13 protein-coding genes are annotated in these 14847 nt (G+C 62.3%); 7 read left to right on the forward strand and 6 right to left on the reverse strand.

Annotated elements, in window-relative coordinates; all coding sequences use genetic code 11:
• Positions 1 to 229: 229 nt before the first annotated feature.
• Complete coding sequence (locus M5G17_RS26425) at positions 230 to 688, reverse strand: CopD family protein (RefSeq protein ID WP_273895809.1); 459 nt, start codon at positions 686 to 688, stop codon at positions 230 to 232.
• 97 nt (positions 689 to 785) lie between these two features.
• Here M5G17_RS26425 and dinG point away from each other — a divergent pair, with 97 nt between their 5' ends.
• The 5 genes from dinG (at position 786) to pdxH (ending at position 8266) form a co-directional block, all read left to right on the forward strand.
• Entirely contained in the window at positions 786 to 2930 is a 2145-nt protein-coding gene (gene dinG, locus M5G17_RS26430; RefSeq protein WP_273895810.1) for an ATP-dependent DNA helicase DinG, read from the forward strand.
• A gap of 79 nt (positions 2931 to 3009) precedes the next feature.
• Positions 3010 to 5268 carry a beta-agarase gene (locus M5G17_RS26435; protein ID WP_273895811.1) on the forward strand — a complete coding sequence of 753 codons (2259 nt, stop codon included), beginning with the start codon at positions 3010 to 3012 and terminating at the stop codon, positions 5266 to 5268.
• Between the two features lie 106 nt (positions 5269 to 5374).
• Positions 5375 to 6520, forward strand: a complete 1146-nt coding sequence (locus tag M5G17_RS26440) for a serine hydrolase domain-containing protein (protein ID WP_273895812.1) — start codon at positions 5375 to 5377, stop codon at positions 6518 to 6520.
• Between the two features lie 99 nt (positions 6521 to 6619).
• Positions 6620 to 7600: an OmpA family protein gene (locus M5G17_RS26445; RefSeq protein WP_273895813.1), complete on the forward strand. Its 981-nt coding sequence runs from the start codon at positions 6620 to 6622 to the stop codon at positions 7598 to 7600.
• 18 nt (positions 7601 to 7618) lie between these two features.
• Positions 7619 to 8266: a pyridoxamine 5'-phosphate oxidase gene (gene pdxH / locus M5G17_RS26450; RefSeq protein ID WP_273895814.1), complete on the forward strand. Its 648-nt coding sequence runs from the start codon at positions 7619 to 7621 to the stop codon at positions 8264 to 8266.
• Here the strand turns inward: pdxH and M5G17_RS26455 are convergent.
• Complete coding sequence (locus M5G17_RS26455; protein WP_273895815.1) at positions 8263 to 8499, reverse strand: hypothetical protein; 237 nt, start codon at positions 8497 to 8499, stop codon at positions 8263 to 8265. The genes pdxH and M5G17_RS26455 overlap by 4 nt on opposite strands.
• A gap of 147 nt (positions 8500 to 8646) precedes the next feature.
• On the opposite strand from M5G17_RS26455, the gene M5G17_RS26460 reads away from it, so the two are divergent.
• The gene (locus tag M5G17_RS26460; RefSeq protein WP_273895816.1) at positions 8647 to 9111 is read left to right on the forward strand and encodes an outer membrane lipoprotein; all 465 of its coding nucleotides are present in this window, start codon (positions 8647 to 8649) and stop codon (positions 9109 to 9111) included.
• Positions 9112 to 9178: 67 nt separating this feature from the next.
• On the opposite strand, the gene nhaA is transcribed toward M5G17_RS26460, so the two are convergent.
• Positions 9179 to 10360 carry a Na+/H+ antiporter NhaA gene (gene nhaA / locus M5G17_RS26465; RefSeq protein ID WP_273895817.1) on the reverse strand — a complete coding sequence of 394 codons (1182 nt, stop codon included), beginning with the start codon at positions 10358 to 10360 and terminating at the stop codon, positions 9179 to 9181.
• Between the two features lie 223 nt (positions 10361 to 10583).
• Here nhaA and M5G17_RS26470 point away from each other — a divergent pair, with 223 nt between their 5' ends.
• Entirely contained in the window at positions 10584 to 11678 is a 1095-nt protein-coding gene (locus M5G17_RS26470) for a PLP-dependent cysteine synthase family protein (RefSeq protein WP_273895818.1), read from the forward strand.
• 78 nt (positions 11679 to 11756) lie between these two features.
• On the opposite strand, the gene M5G17_RS26475 is transcribed toward M5G17_RS26470, so the two are convergent.
• From M5G17_RS26475 to M5G17_RS26485, 3 genes are all read right to left on the reverse strand, one after another.
• Positions 11757 to 13370: an NAD(P)/FAD-dependent oxidoreductase gene (locus M5G17_RS26475; protein WP_273895819.1), complete on the reverse strand. Its 1614-nt coding sequence runs from the start codon at positions 13368 to 13370 to the stop codon at positions 11757 to 11759.
• A gap of 106 nt (positions 13371 to 13476) precedes the next feature.
• Positions 13477 to 14151, reverse strand: a complete 675-nt coding sequence (locus tag M5G17_RS26480; protein ID WP_273895820.1) for a COG3650 family protein — start codon at positions 14149 to 14151, stop codon at positions 13477 to 13479.
• Positions 14152 to 14220: 69 nt separating this feature from the next.
• Positions 14221 to 14820 carry a short chain dehydrogenase gene (locus tag M5G17_RS26485; protein ID WP_273895821.1) on the reverse strand — a complete coding sequence of 200 codons (600 nt, stop codon included), beginning with the start codon at positions 14818 to 14820 and terminating at the stop codon, positions 14221 to 14223.
• Between the last annotated feature and the right edge of the window lie 27 nt (positions 14821 to 14847).

Here is a 14847-nt window from a genome sequence, read left to right on the forward strand (position 1 = left end):
TCCCACATTTGTTGCAACGTACCATGGCCTGTGAGACTGGCGTTGTCAGCCTTGGCGCAAGGCGAGAGCACGTGTCGAGGCGTCAAACCCGGAGACATACACGTAATCGAGAGATGTGTAGATACCTATGCCGCGATGAGGCAAGACCGCTCCCACAATGGATCTGTGTACACCGGCTGATCAACAGCTATTTGAGGCCTTTCTATGAGCCATAGAATCCCCCAGCGCTTTACCAAAGCACCCCACCCGACAGCACTACGGCAATCCCCAACACCAGGTTGAACCCGACCATGCGCCGAATCCTGGCCATGGCTGCCGCTCCCGCCGGCCAGTCTTCGGCCTGTACCGCCTTGCTCAGTTCAGGGTACAACAACGACTGAATGCGAAAGAACACGGCGAACATCGCAATAGCACCACCGATCATCACCTGGACATGCCGCGGAGTCGTTTCGAAGCTTGCGTATCGGGAGTTGATCATGATCGCGCCGCTGATCGCCAGCAGCGCAATTGCGATCCACACCCATAAGAAAAAACGCTGAAACACTTCTACCCACAAGCGCAGGCGAGCAGGGCCGTCGAGGGCTGCAACCGCCGCCGGACGCAGGACCAGCCAGGCGAAGAACATCCCCCCGACCCACACCAGGGCGGCCAGAACATGCAGGCTATAGGTCAGGGCAAAGACGGGCATCGGGATCTCCATTCGGCGTAAAGGGCAATAGCGGGGTATGATAGCGACCCAATCGAAACACTGAAAATTTATCCAGCCCTTCGGGCGCCCCGACACCATGATCAGCAACGAACTCAAAACCACGATTCAGGGCGCCTATTCGCGTTTTCTCGAAGCCAAGAGCCTCAAGCCACGCTACGGCCAGCGCCTGATGATCGCCGAAGTGGCCAAGGTACTCGGCGACATCGATTGCGACGATGAAGGTCGGCGTGTTGGCGAACCGGCGGTGGTCGCGGTCGAGGCCGGCACCGGTACTGGCAAGACGGTGGCTTACAGCCTGGCTTCGATTCCGGCGGCCAAGGCGGCCGGCAAGCGCCTGGTGATCGCCACCGCCACGGTTGCCCTGCAAGAGCAGATTGTCTTCAAGGACCTGCCCGACCTGATGCGCAACAGCGGCCTGAACTTCAGCTTCGCCCTGGCCAAGGGCCGGGGCCGCTACCTGTGCCTGTCGAAACTCGACGTACTGCTGCAAGAAGGCCAGGCGCAATCGGCCACCGCGCAGTTGTTCGAAGAGGAAGGTTTCAAGATCGAGGTCGACGAGGCCAGCCAGAAGCTGTTCACCAGCATGATCGAGAAGCTTGCCGGTAACCGCTGGGATGGTGACCGCGACAGCTGGCCCCAGGCCCTGGAAGACCAGGACTGGGCGCGCCTGACCACTGACCATAGCCAGTGCACCGGGCGCCATTGTCCGAACTTCGGCCAATGCACCTTCTACAAAGCCCGCGAAGGCATGGGCAAGGTCGATGTGATCGTCACCAACCATGACATGGTCCTGGCTGACCTGGCCCTGGGCGGCGGCGCGGTACTGCCAGACCCGCGTGACACCATCTATGTGTTCGACGAAGGTCATCACCTTCCGGACAAGGCCATCGGCCACTTTGCCCATTACACCCGGCTGCGCTCCACCGCCGACTGGCTTGAGCAAACGGCCAAGAACCTGACCAAATTGCTGGCCCAGCATCCGCTGCCGGGCGATCTGGGCAAATTGATCGAGCAGGTGCCGGAACTGGCCCGTGAGATCAAGGCCCAGCAGCAGTTCATGTTCAGTGCCTGCGAGCAGGTTGCCGATTTCCGCCCCAGCGAAGACACGGAGGGCCGCGAGCGGCCGCGCCATCGCTTCGAAGGCGGCGTGGTGCCCGAGCACATGCGCGAGATGGGCATTGAACTGAAGAAGGGTTTCTCGCGGCTCAACGACCTGTTCACCCGGCTCACCGAACTGCTCAAGGAAGGCATGGATGCTGAGGTCAACATCGGCATCGCCAGCCACCAGGCCGAGGAATGGTACCCGCTGTTCGGCAGCTTGCTGATGCGTGCCCAAGGCAACTGGGAGCTGTGGACCGCCTTTACCGCCGAAGACCCGGAGGACAGCCCGCCGATGGCGCGATGGCTGACCCTGGCCGAGAGCGGTGCGCTGTTCGATATTGAGGTCAATGCCAGCCCGATCCTTGCCGCCGAAATGCTCCGGCGCAACTTGTGGAACGTCGCCCATGGCGCTCTGGTGACCTCGGCGACCCTCACGGCGCTGGGCAAGTTCGACCGTTTCCGCATGCGTGCCGGGCTGCCCAAGACCGCTGTCACCAGTGTCGTGCCAAGCCCGTTCCATCATGTCGACGCCGGTGTATTGCGCGTTCCGGACCTGCGTGCCGACCCGCGTGATGCTGCCGCCCACACGGCGGCGATCATCCGCGACCTGCCAGAGCTGGTGGAAGGTTCGCGCGGCTCGCTGGTGCTGTTTTCTTCACGCAAGCAGATGCAGGACGTGTTCGACGGCCTGGACCGCGACTGGCGCAAGCAGGTGTTTATCCAGGGCAACCTGTCCAAGCAGGAAACCCTCAACAAACACAAGGCGCGGGTCGATGGCGGTGATTCCAGCGTGCTGTTCGGCCTGGCCAGCTTCGCCGAAGGTGTCGACTTGCCAGGTGCCTATTGCGAGCACGTGGTGATTGCCAAGATCCCGTTCGCCGTGCCGGATGACCCGGTCGAGGCGGCCCTGGCCGAATGGATCGAGGCCCGAGGCGGTAATCCGTTCATGGAGATTGCCGTGCCGGACGCCTCGCTGCGGCTGATTCAGGCCTGCGGGCGCCTGCTGCGCACCGAAGAGGACCGAGGCACCATCACCTTGCTTGATCGCCGGGTGGTCACCCAGCGCTATGGCAAGGCTATTCTCAATGCGCTGCCGCCGTTTCGCCGGGAAATTTCCTGAAACCCGGAGCGCAATGCTCCGGGCGTTGTCTATTACTCAATTCAAGGCCCCATGGGCCCTCAAGGAGAGTTCCAGCCCTATGATTCGCCGTACCCTGCCTGCCGTCTTCGCACTGTTGTTCAGCTCGCCGCTGCTGGCCGGGCAACAGACGCTGTTCAGCTTCGTTCGCCCAGCCGCTGTGGTCAATGTGGTGACCGAGGATGCCAGCCTGCCGCAGTACAACGCAGAGCAAACGGCCGAGGGCGAGGTACTGCGTCGCGTGGTGTTCAACCCGGTGCAGCAGCCCAAGTTGCGCATGACCCCGCAAAGCGGGGCCTGGGACTGGTCCAGCGCCACGGCCATGACCTTGCGCCTGCAAAGCGCCATGGACTGGGCGCTGACCGTCGATGTGACGGTGCAGAGCAGCGATGGCAAGACCCTCACCAGCCGTATCGACCTGCCAGCGGGCCCCGCGCAAACCGTTTACGTGCCGCTCAAGGCCAGCTCGCCTTTGAGCCAGGGCATGCGTGCCGGGCCACCAATGCCCTGGGTGCATGAAGGTCAGCGGGTGCTGCTGACCAGCAGCGCGGGGGAGGTCGACCTCAAGCAGGTGGTGGCGGTGACCTTGTCGATGAACAAGCCCAACGTCGCCCAGAGCATCCTGATCGAGCGTGTCGGTACCCAGGATGACGAGCAACTGCAAAAGGCTGTGTACAGCAACTTGATCGACGGCTATGGCCAGTCCACCCGCGACCGCTGGCCGGAGAAGATCGTCACTGACGATCAGCTCAAGGCCGCCGCCGGCCGTGAACAACAGCAACTCAAAGGCTGGCTGGGCGAACGCGGCAAGCTCAAGCTGGACAAGTTCGGCGGCATCACTGAAGGTCCTACCTTCGAGGCCAAGGGCTTCTTCCGCACAGAAAAACGCGAAGGGCGCTGGTACCTGGTAACCCCCGAAGGGCATCCGTTCTACTCCCTGGGCGTCAACACCGTGGCCGCCGACGGTGGCCGGACCTATGTGGCCGGGCGCGAAAGCATGTTCAGCGCGCTGCCGCAAACCGGTGAGGCGCTGGCGCAGTTTTATGGCGAGGGCAACAACAACGACGGCAACGGCTCGGCCCGTGGCCGCAACTTCAACCAAGGGCGCTGGTTCGATTTTTATGCCGCCAATATCGAGCGCAGCCATGGCACCCCATGCACAGCGCAGGCGGCCAGCGACAAGGCCCCGGCGATTGAATGCCCGGTCGCAAGCTTCGATAGGCAACGCTGGCAGGGTCACACCCTTGACCGCCTGCAGGCCTGGGGCTTCAATACCCTGGGCAACTGGAGCGAGCCGGCGCTGGCCCAGGCTAGCCGCATGCCCTACACCTTGCCGCTGTCGATTGTCGGCGACTACACCAGCATTAGTACTGGTATGGACTGGTGGGGTGGGATGCCCGACCCGTTTGACCCGCGCTTTGCCATGGCCACCGAACGTGCGGTGGCGATTGCCGCCCGCGACCACCGCGACGACCCTTGGCTGATCGGCTATTTTGCCGACAATGAACTGGCCTGGGCTGGCCCCGGTGATGACCCCAAGGCACGCTACGCCTTGGCTTACGGCACCTTGCGCCTGACCACCGACGTGCCGGCCAAGCGTGCCTTCCTCAAGCAGTTGCGCGACAAGTACCGCAACCAGGCCGGCCTGTCCAAGGCCTGGGGTATCGACCTGCCCGCCTGGGAACTGATGGAAGACCCAGGGTTCGAACCGCCGCTGCCAAGCCCTGAACACCCGGAAATCGAGGCCGACTTCAAGTACTTCCAGAAGGTCTTCGCCGAAACCTATTTCAAGACCATTTCCGACTCACTGAACTGGCATGCGCCCAATCACCTGCTGCTCGGCGGTCGCTATGCCGTCAGCACCCCCGAAGCGGTCGCCGCCTGTGCCGAGTACTGCGATGTGATCAGCTTCAACTTCTACACGCCCAAACCCCAGGATGGTTACGATTTCAACCAGCTCAAGGCGCTGGACAAACCGGTGCTGGTTTCCGAGTTCCAGTTCGGCTCCCGTGACCGTGGCCCGTTCTGGCCAGGGCCGATGGAAGTGGCCAAAGAAGAGGGCCGGGCACCTGCCTATGGCAGTTTCCTCAAGGCTGCGCTGGATGAGCCGTCGATCGTCGGCGTGCACTGGTTCCAGTACCTCGATCAGCCAGCCAGCGGGCGCCTGCTCGATGGTGAGAACGGCCACTTCGGTCTGGTCGGCATTACCGATGTACCGTTTCAGGGCTTTGTCGACGGTGTGCGCAAGAGCAACCTGCAGACCCAGGCGCAGTTCGGAAAAACCCCTCCAACCACGGAAAAAGCCCCTGCGGCGCCCTGACTGGTGTCGCAGGCGATGGACCGCCCGGCTTCTGTCTGTTCCCAAATCGTGCGCAGGCTGAAACAATGCACCCCTTTTGAAAAGCCGGTTTCGCGGGAGTTGCTGGGTGCAGATTCAGGGTCATTACGAGCTTAAGTTCGAAGCGGTACGTGAAGCCTTTGCGGCGCTGTTTGACGATCCTCAGGAGCGTGGCGCGGCGCTGTGCATCCAGGTCGGCGGCGAGACCGTCATCGACCTGTGGGCCGGCAGTGCTGACAAAGACGGCGCCGAGGCCTGGCACAGCGACACCATCGCCAACCTGTTTTCCTGCACCAAGATGTTCACTGCCGTGACCGCCCTGCAACTGGTCGGGGAGGGCAAGCTGGCCCTGGATGCGCCGGTGGCGCGTTACTGGCCGGAATTCGCCCAGGCCGACAAGCAATCGATCACCTTGCGCCAGTTGCTCAGCCATCGCGCCGGTGTACCGGCCCTGCGTGAGTTGATGCCAGCCGAGGCCCTTTACGACTGGCAAGCCATGGTCCAGGCGCTGGCTGCCGAATCGCCGTGGTGGACCCCCGGTACCGCCCACGGCTATGCGGCCATCACCTTTGGCTGGCTGGTTGGGGAGTTGATTCGCCGCGCCGATGGCCGTGAGCCTGGCGAGTCGATCGTCGCCCGTACCGCAAAGCCGCTGGGCCTGGACTTTCATATTGGCCTGGGCGAAGAGGACTTCCCCCGGGTCGCGCATATAGCCCGCGGCAAAGGCAACATGGGTGACGAGGCTGCCCAGCGACTGCTCCAGGTCACTATGCGCGAGCCGCAAGCCCTGTCGACCCGGGCCTTTACCAACCCACCTGGCATGCTCACCAGCGTCAACAAGCCAGAGTGGCGGCGGATGCAGCAACCGGCAGCCAATGGTCATGGCAACGCCCGCAGTCTCGCTGGCTTCTATGCTGGGTTGCTTGATGGCAGCCTGCTGGAGTCGGAACTGCTGGATGAACTCACGCGAGAACACAGCTTGGGCCAGGACCAGACCTTGCTGACCTCGACCCGCTTTGGTCTTGGCTGCATGCTCGATCAGCCCAGCGTTACCAACGCCACCTTCGGCTTGGGCGCGCGCGCCTTTGGTCACCCGGGGGCGGGCGGCTCGGTGGGCTTCGCCGATCCGGAGCATGATGTTTCTTTTGGTTTTGTTACCAATACCCTGGGCCCTTATGTACTCATGGACCCTCGGGCGCAGAAGCTGGTGCGGGTATTGGCCGGCTGCCTTTGATCGGTTAACCCCGATGAGGCTTGAACCCTTTGGCTATTCTGAATTCCAAAGCCCTGCATTGCTGGGCCAAATTTCGTTCATTTTCATGGTGTATCGCTGATGTCTTCGCATAAATCCTTAGCTCTCGCCCTGTGCCTGGCCGTTACCGGCTGCGCGCAGCATCCTCAGAAAGACGGGGCCGCTGACGCCGGATTCAACTGGTGGCCGTTTGGTGCAGACCAGGTCGTCGACAAGGAAGTGAAGGACGTGGTAACCGAAAAAGTCGCCAAGGCCGACGCCAAGTCGGAAAGCGCCAGCCGCTGGTGGTGGCCGTTTGGCGACAGCGAAAAGAGCAAGGTCGCCGCCGCCCCCAAGATCGACCATAAGGCCACCCAGGCCTGGCTGGACAACTACGAGCCGAAGCTGCGCGAAGCCATCAAGGACAGCAAGTTCGAAGTGGAGCGCCGTGAAGACGTACTGGTCGTGACCGTGCCGGTGGACAGTTCCTACAACCCGGACCGCCCAGCGATGCTCCTGCCGCTGACCCTCGGCCCGATCACCCGGGTGGCCAAGGCTATCGAAACTGACAAGCAGACCGCGGTACTGGTCCTTGGCCATGCCGACACCAGTGGTGTCGCCGCCGCCAATACCAAGCTCAGCCAGGAACGTGCCCAGTCGGTCGCCGCCATCTTCCGCCTCAGCGGCTTGCAGCGCGATCGCCTGATGCTGCGTGGCATGGGCTCGGAAATGCCGCGCGCGGCTAACGACAGCCTTGAAGGACGTTCCCTGAACCGCCGTGTCGAGCTGGTGCTGACGCCGCAGAACACCATGGTCGCGCTGCTGGCCAAGTACAAGCAGCCAACTCCGGCTCCGGCCGAACTGGTTGCCGTGCAGGATGCCAAAGCTCCGGCCAAAACGGCGGCGAAACCCGCTGCCAAGCCTGCGGCCAAGGCACCCGTGAAAAAAGCCACTGCCGCCAAGAAAGCCGCACCCGCCAAAGCCGCTGTCAAGAAGCCAGCAGCCAAGCCTGCAGCGAAAAAGGCTGCGACGCCTGCGGCGAAAAAAGTCGCTGCCAACACCAGCCCTGCGAAGACCAACTGATCGTCAAGGAACGCAGTAATGACCCAGTCCCTGGCCGATATGCGCCGCGATTACACCCGTGATGGCCTGACCGAAGCCCTGGCGCCGGAACAGCCCTTCGCGTTGTTTCGTCAGTGGTTCGATGACGCCGTGAAGACCGAGCAGCCTCCGGTGGAAGCCAATGCCATGACCCTGGCGACGGTGGATGCCGACGGCCGCCCGCATAGCCGGATTGTCCTGCTCAAGGGCCTGGACGATCAGGGCTTCACCTTCTTCACCAACTACGACAGCGCCAAGGGCCAGCAACTGCTGGCCAACCCGTTCGCAGCCATGACGTTCTTCTGGCCGGCGCTGGAGCGCCAGGTGCGGATCGAAGGCCGGGTGGTCAAGGTCACCGCGCAGGAATCGGACGAGTATTACCAGGTTCGCCCGCTGGGCAGCCGCCTGGGCGCCTGGGCTTCGCCGCAAAGCCGGGTGATCGCCGACCGCGCCGAGCTCGAAGGTCTGGTCAAGGCCACCGAGCAGCGCTTTAGTGACAGCCAGCCGCACTGCCCGGAGCACTGGGGCGGTTATCGCCTGCTGCCCGAGCGCATCGAGTTCTGGCAGGGGCGTGCCAGCCGCCTGCACGACCGCCTCAACTACCGCTTGCAGCAAGGTAATTGGCTGCGTGAGCGCCTCGCGCCTTAATCGGCCTGGTAACAGGCGGCCTCGCGTTCCAGCCAGGCCGCCAGTTCACGGCGTTTGACCTTTTGCGTCTTGGCGCTGTCCAGACGTTGTAGCATGAAAGCCTTCTTGCCTTCGTCCTGGCCTGCCAGCGACAAGGCCAGGTCGCGGTCCATCCAGCGCTTGATGCGAACGTAGATCCACCAGTGGAAGTACAGGCCGGCCACGGTGGTTATGACGACGATGAAGTAATCCATGTCTATCCTTGCGCTAGAAGTTTCTACAGGCTGCCCCGATAGCGCAGGCTGTACGGAAGCTGAATGGAAGCAATTTTACCCCGCATGTGTCGTGACAGTCGTCAATGCGCGGAGTCTAATGAGCATCTGTCTTTCGGAGATCATCCAATGCGTAAATCTGTTCTGCTGCTGGCAACCCTCACCACCATGTCGATGCTGCTGGGTGGTTGTGCCTCGAGCCTGACTGGCGATTCGTATTCCCGAGATGAAGCACGCCGTGTGCAGTCCGTGCGCATGGGCACTATCGAGTCCCTGCGGCCGGTAAAAATCGAAGGTACCAAAACCCCGATCGGTGGTGGTGCCGGTGCGATCGTCGGCGGTGTCGCCGGTAGTGCGGTGGGCGGTGGTCGCGGCAGTATCGTTGCCGCTGTGATCGGTGCCGTGGCCGGTGGCTTGGCAGGTTCTGCGGCCGAAGAAGGCCTGACCCGCACCCAGGGCGTGGAAATCACCGTGCGTGAAGACGACGGTAGCATGCGCGCCTACGTGCAGGCGGTGCAGCAGAACGAGATCTTCCGTGTCGGTGAGCGTGTACGGATCATGACCGTCGACGGCACCAGCCGGGTGACTCACTGAGTTTTTCACCCCCCATTAAAAACCCCGACGCGGCAATGCCGGTCGGGGTTTTTTATTGCCGTAAGGCTCAGGCCGTGACGGGCTTGCGACTCGACAGCGCGGTGATGCCATAGCCGATCAGCGCTGCAAGGATGGAGCCGGTGAGAATGCCCATGCGGTCCATACCGGCGTATTCGCTGCTACCCGGTACAAAGGCCAGGGAGCCGACGAACAGGCTCATGGTGAAGCCGATGCCGCAGAGAATCGCCACCCCCAGCACCTGGCCCCAATTGGCGCCTGCTGGCAAGGCTGCCATGCCAGCCTTGATCATTACCCAGGCGAAGCCGAACACCCCGAGGGTCTTGCCCAGCAGCAGACCCACGGCAATACCCATCGGTACATGGTGAGTGAAGCTTTCGAGGGTAACGCCGGTGAGCGACACGCCGGCGTTGGCAAAGGCGAACAGCGGCAGGATGCCATAAGCGACCCAGGGGTGCAGGGCATGCTCCAGGCTCAGCAGCGGTGAAGGCTCGGCGTTCTTGGTGCGCAATGGAATGCACAGTGCCAGGGTGACGCCGGCCAGCGTGGCATGCACGCCACTCTTGAGCACACAGACCCAGAGGATCAGGCCGACCACCATGTACGGGCCGAGCTTGACTACGCCCATGCGGTTCATCGCGATCAACACCAACAGGCAGGCTGCCGCCAGGCCCAGCGACAGGCTCGACAAGGTGCCGGAGTAGAACAGGGCGATGACGATGATCGCACCCAGGTCGTCGATGATCGCCAGGGTCATCAGGAACAGCTTGAGTGAGACAGGTACGCGCTTACCCAGCAGGGCCAGCACGCCGAGGGCGAAAGCGATGTCGGTGGCCATGGGGATGGCCCAGCCCGCCACGGCGGCCGGGTTGTCCTTGTTGAGGAACCAGTAGATCAGCGCCGGCACCACCATGCCGCCAATGGCGGCAGCACCGGGCAGGACGATCTGCGAGGGCTTGGACAGTTGGCCGTCGACCACCTCGCGCTTGACCTCAAGGCCGATCAACAGGAAGAACAGGGCCATCAGCCCGTCGTTGATCCACAACAGCAAGGGCTTGGCGATTTTCAGTGCGCCAATCTGGGCGACCACGGGAACATCCAGCAGGCCGTTGTACAGGTACGACAGTGGCGAGTTGTTGATGATCAGGGCCAAGGCAGCTGCAGCAATCAGTAATAGACCGCTGGCAGCTTCCAACTGAAAGAAACGTGTGAAAGTGCTACGCAGGGGCAAGGGCGCTCTCCATTCTGAAGGTTCTGATAGGGGCACACCCTACCCTGAGGAGATATTCTTTAAAACAAAAACTATATTCGTCTTTGTTATAAGCTGTAACCAACTTACGCCATGCAGCCTAGCAGTTGCAGTCGATAATTCATCGTGGCTGTATCTGTGGGAACTATCAGAATTTTCCTAACATGTTCTGCTGAACTTCGACTTTTTTGCCCGAGAATCGACCATGAACGATCACCGCCAGTGGGCCCGTGAAGCCATCCGTATTATCGAAGCGGATTTTCAACGCAGTGCCGACACCCACCTGATCCCGCTGCCGTTGCCTGGCTTTCCCGCCGTCGAGCTGTATTTCAAGGACGAGTCGAGCCACCCCACCGGCAGCCTCAAGCACCGGTTGGCGCGTTCATTGTTTCTCTATGCCCTGTGTAATGGCTGGTTGCGCCCGGGAGCGCCGGTGATCGAGGCCTCCAGCGGCTCGACGGCGATTTCCGAAGCCTACTTCGCACGTTTGCTCGGGCTGCCTTTCATTGCCGTGGTACCCGCCACCACCTCGCAGGAAAAGATCGCCCAGATTGCTTTCTACGGTGGTCAGAGCCACCTGGTACAGGATCCGACGCAGATCTACGCCGAATCCGAGCGCCTGGCCCAGGAAAGCGGCGGGCACTTCATGGACCAGTTCACCTATGCCGAGCGCGCTACCGACTGGCGGGCGAACAACAACATCGCCGAGTCGATCTTTGCCCAGATGCGTTTCGAGCAGTTCCCCGAGCCGAGCTGGCTGATTTCCAGCCCGGGCACGGGTGGCACCACCGCCACCCTGGGCCGTTATGTGCGTTATCGCCAGCATGCCACACGGGTGCTGTGCGCCGATGCCGAGCGCTCGGTGTTTTTCGACTGCTACAAGAGTGGTGATCGCTCCTTGCGCCTGGACTGCGGTTCGCGCATTGAGGGCATCGGTCGGCCGCGGGTCGAGGCGTCGTTTTTGCCGCAGGTGATCGACGCCATGGTCAAGGTGCCGGACGCCTTGTCGCTGGCAGCCATGCATTACCTGGCGCAGCGCCTGGGGCGGCGGGTCGGGGGGTCGAGCGGCACCAACCTGATTGGCGCCCTGGCGGCGGCGCAGCAAATGCGCACGGCGGGGGAAGCCGGGTCGATCGTGGCGATTCTCTGCGATGGCGGCGACCGCTATGCCACCACCTATTATGACCAGGACTGGTTGAGCGGGCAGGGGTATCAGTTGGAAGGGTTGATCGAGGCGGTGACGGCTTGTGTCGAGCGTGGCGAGGCGTTGCCTGAGTCGGTGTTGCGCGAGGGCGTCTAAGAGCTATCGCGGGTCAAGCCCGCTCCCACAGAGTGTTTGCATCTCTTGTAGGAGCGGGCTTGCCCCGCGATAGTCATATCAGGCCTGCAGACCCAGCATGCTGCGCGCTACCGCTTCAGCAATACGAATCCCGTCAACACCCGCCGACAGAATCCCGCCGGCATACCCTGCACCTTCACCCGCCGGGAACAGGCCCTTGAGGTTCAGGCTCTGCAGGCTGGCGTCACGGGTGATGCGCAGCGGCGATGAGGTACGGGTTTCGATACCGGTCAATACTGCATCAGGCAGGTTGTAGCCCTTGATCTGCCGATCGAAAGCCGGTAGCGCTTCACGAATGGCTTCGATGGCAAAGTCCGGCAGGCTCGGGGCCAGGTCGCCCAGGTTGACGCCCGGCTTGTAGGACGGCTCGACACTGCCGATGGCCGTGGAAGGCCGCCCGGCAACGAAGTCACCGACCAACTGCGCCGGTGCCTGGTAGTTGCTGCCACCGAGTACGTAAGCGAGGGCTTCGAGCTTCTCCTGCAACTCAATGCCGGCCAGCGGGCCGCCCGGGTAGTCCTGTTCAGGGGTGATGCCAACGACAATACCGGAGTTGGCATTGCGCTCGTTACGCGAGTACTGGCTCATGCCGTTGGTGACCACCCGGCCCGGCTCGCTGGTCGCGGCAACCACGGTGCCACCCGGGCACATGCAGAAGCTGTAGACCGAACGGCCGTTCTTGGCGTGATACACCAGCTTGTAGTCGGCGGCACCAAGTTTCGGGTGGCCGGCGTACTTGCCCAGGCGTGCCTGGTCGATCAGCGATTGTGGGTGCTCGATACGGAAGCCAATGGAGAACGGCTTGGCCTCCATGAACACGCCGCGGGCATGCAGCATGCGGAAGGTGTCACGGGCACTGTGGCCCAGGGCCAGCGCCACATGCCGCGAATGCAGCTGCTCGCCGCTTTCCAGGACCACGCCATTGAGCTGGCCGTCGTCCATCAGCAGGTCAGTGACTTTCTGTTCGAAACGCACTTCGCCGCCCAGGCTGATGATCTCTTCACGCATCTTCTCGACCATGCTGGTCAGACGGAAGGTACCGATGTGCGGTTTGTTGATGTAGAGGATTTCGTCTGGGGCGCCGGCCTTGACGAACTCGTGCAGGACTTTGCGTCCATGGTGCTGCGGGTCCTTGATCTGGCTGTACAGCTTGCCGTCGGAGAAGGTTCCGGCACCGCCTTCACCGAACTGCACGTTCGACTCTGGGTTGAGCACGCTTTTGCGCCACAGGCCCCAGGTGTCCTTGGTGCGCTGGCGCACTTCCTTGCCACGTTCGAGGATGATCGGCTTGAAGCCCATCTGCGCCAGCAACAGGCCGGCAAAGATCCCGCACGGGCCGAAACCGACAACGATGGGACGCTCTTGCAGGTCGGCCGGGGCCTGGCCCACCACTTTGTAGCTGACATCGGGAGCGACGTTGACGTTGTGGTCGTCGGCGAACTTTTTCAGCAGTTCGGCTTCGTTGCTCGCGTTCAGGTCGATGGTGTAGATGAACAGCAGCTCGCTGTTCTTCTTGCGCGCATCGTAGCTGCGTTTGAACAGAGTGAAGTCCAGCAGTTGCTCGTCGCTGATGCCCAAGCGTTGCACGATGGCCTCGCGCAGGGCTTCATCAGGATGATCCAGCGGCAGCTTCAGTTCGGTGATTCGTAACATGGCAGGGTCCAGTATCCCGGCCATGAACGGCCGGCGGCTTTACACAAACCGCCAAGTATAAGCTGTTAGCTACCTTTGCAGGCAGGTTAAACGCAGGCGCCGATGATCAGTCGTTGCGCGAACCGCCGTAGTAGGCACAACCGCGCAGGGTCTGGCCGTCCACCCGCAACTCGGCGCTCAGGTGCTGGACGCTGCCGGTGGCGCTGTCGACGCAGCGTTGCGGGGCGACCCAGAGCTCGACTTTCTGGCCATTTGCTTCGGTGCTCAGGCTGAAGCGACCGTCGGGCAGTTGCTCTTCCAGATAGGGCACGGCCAGCGACGGTTGACCGACGCGCTCCAGGACCATGCCCTTGCCGCCGGCCTTGAGGCTCCAGTCCGGCTCATGGCCGCTGGCGCGCAGGGTCAGGCGCTTGAAGTTGGGGTCGCTGCAGGCACTGCTGGAGTGTTCGACGCGGTACAGGCGCTGTACATTCAACTGGCCGTCGTTGCCGGCCTTCTGGCTGGCCGAGAAGCTTCCGCGCACATCGGCGAACAGCGTGCCGGGGGTGGCTGCCAGTGCGCTAGCTTCCTGCAGCAGGCCGGTGTTGCCGCTGTCATTGACGGCAAAGCGGCGGGTTTCTTCGCAGGGCTTGAACAGCAGTTGTCCGCCCTGGGCTGTCAGTTCGCCCTGTAGGCGGGTCTGCCCCTCGGTGGAGGCGGCTTGCGGCTTTTCAGCCAGCAGCTGGCAGCCGGCAAACAGCGGCAACAAGGCGACAAGCAACAGCGAAGGGGCGGCACGCATCAAGCAAACTCCAGCATCTCGAGCAAAAGGTGCCGCCACGTTACGCAGGCTAACAGCCGATCACAAGCCTTAGCCCACCTGGTAGGTCTGGCCGCTCTGCAATCCTTCGACGCTCTTGGCATAAGCCAGTGCCACGTCGACAGCCGGCACTGGTTTGAATCCGCGGAAATACGGGGCATAGGCCGACATGGCTTCGACCAGTACGGTGGGGCTGATGGCATTGACCCGCAGGCCGCGAGGCAATTCGATGGCGGCGGCCTTGACGAAGGCATCGAGTGCGCCGTTGACCAGAGCGGCCGAGGCGCCGGAGCGAATCGGATCACGGTTGAGGATGCCGCTGGTAAAGGTGAACGAGCCGCCATCATTGATGAACTCGCGGCCGATCAGTAGCAGGTTGACCTGGCCCATGAGCTTGTCGTTCAGGCCCAGGGCGAAATGCTCTGCATTCATTTCTTCCAGGGGCGCGAAGGTCACGTTGCCGGCAGCGCAGACCAGGGCATCGAAGCGCCCGGTCTGTTCGAACAGGCGTCGGATCGAGGTGCTGTCGCTGATGTCGACCTGGTAGTCGCCGCTGCTGCGGCCGATGCGTAGCACCTCATGACGCTGCTCAAGTTCAGTGGCAACCGCCGAACCGATGGTACCGTTGGCGCCGATCAACAGGATTTTCATTGAGCTGTTCCTCATAAGTGAATGGAG

Source organism: Pseudomonas rubra, assembly GCF_028656935.1.
Classification (GTDB): domain Bacteria; phylum Pseudomonadota; class Gammaproteobacteria; order Pseudomonadales; family Pseudomonadaceae; genus Aquipseudomonas; species Aquipseudomonas rubra.

Bases quoted from the DNA above. Each gene is read 5' to 3' on its own strand.
- dinG (WP_273895810.1), top strand. From the start codon at position 786: ATGATCAGCAACGAACTCAAAACCACGATTCAGGGCGCCTATTCGCGT.
- M5G17_RS26445 (WP_273895813.1), top strand. From the start codon at position 6,620: ATGTCTTCGCATAAATCCTTAGCTCTCGCCCTGTGCCTGGCCGTTACC.
- M5G17_RS26455 (WP_273895815.1), bottom strand. From the start codon at position 8,499: ATGGATTACTTCATCGTCGTCATAACCACCGTGGCCGGCCTGTACTTC.
- M5G17_RS26470 (WP_273895818.1), top strand. From the start codon at position 10,584: ATGAACGATCACCGCCAGTGGGCCCGTGAAGCCATCCGTATTATCGAA.
- M5G17_RS26425 (WP_273895809.1), bottom strand. From the start codon at position 688: ATGCCCGTCTTTGCCCTGACCTATAGCCTGCATGTTCTGGCCGCCCTG.
- pdxH (WP_273895814.1), top strand. From the start codon at position 7,619: ATGACCCAGTCCCTGGCCGATATGCGCCGCGATTACACCCGTGATGGC.
- M5G17_RS26475 (WP_273895819.1), bottom strand. From the start codon at position 13,370: ATGTTACGAATCACCGAACTGAAGCTGCCGCTGGATCATCCTGATGAA.
- M5G17_RS26460 (WP_273895816.1), top strand. From the start codon at position 8,647: ATGCGTAAATCTGTTCTGCTGCTGGCAACCCTCACCACCATGTCGATG.
- M5G17_RS26480 (WP_273895820.1), bottom strand. From the start codon at position 14,151: ATGCGTGCCGCCCCTTCGCTGTTGCTTGTCGCCTTGTTGCCGCTGTTT.
- M5G17_RS26485 (WP_273895821.1), bottom strand. From the start codon at position 14,820: ATGAAAATCCTGTTGATCGGCGCCAACGGTACCATCGGTTCGGCGGTT.
- M5G17_RS26435 (WP_273895811.1), top strand. From the start codon at position 3,010: ATGATTCGCCGTACCCTGCCTGCCGTCTTCGCACTGTTGTTCAGCTCG.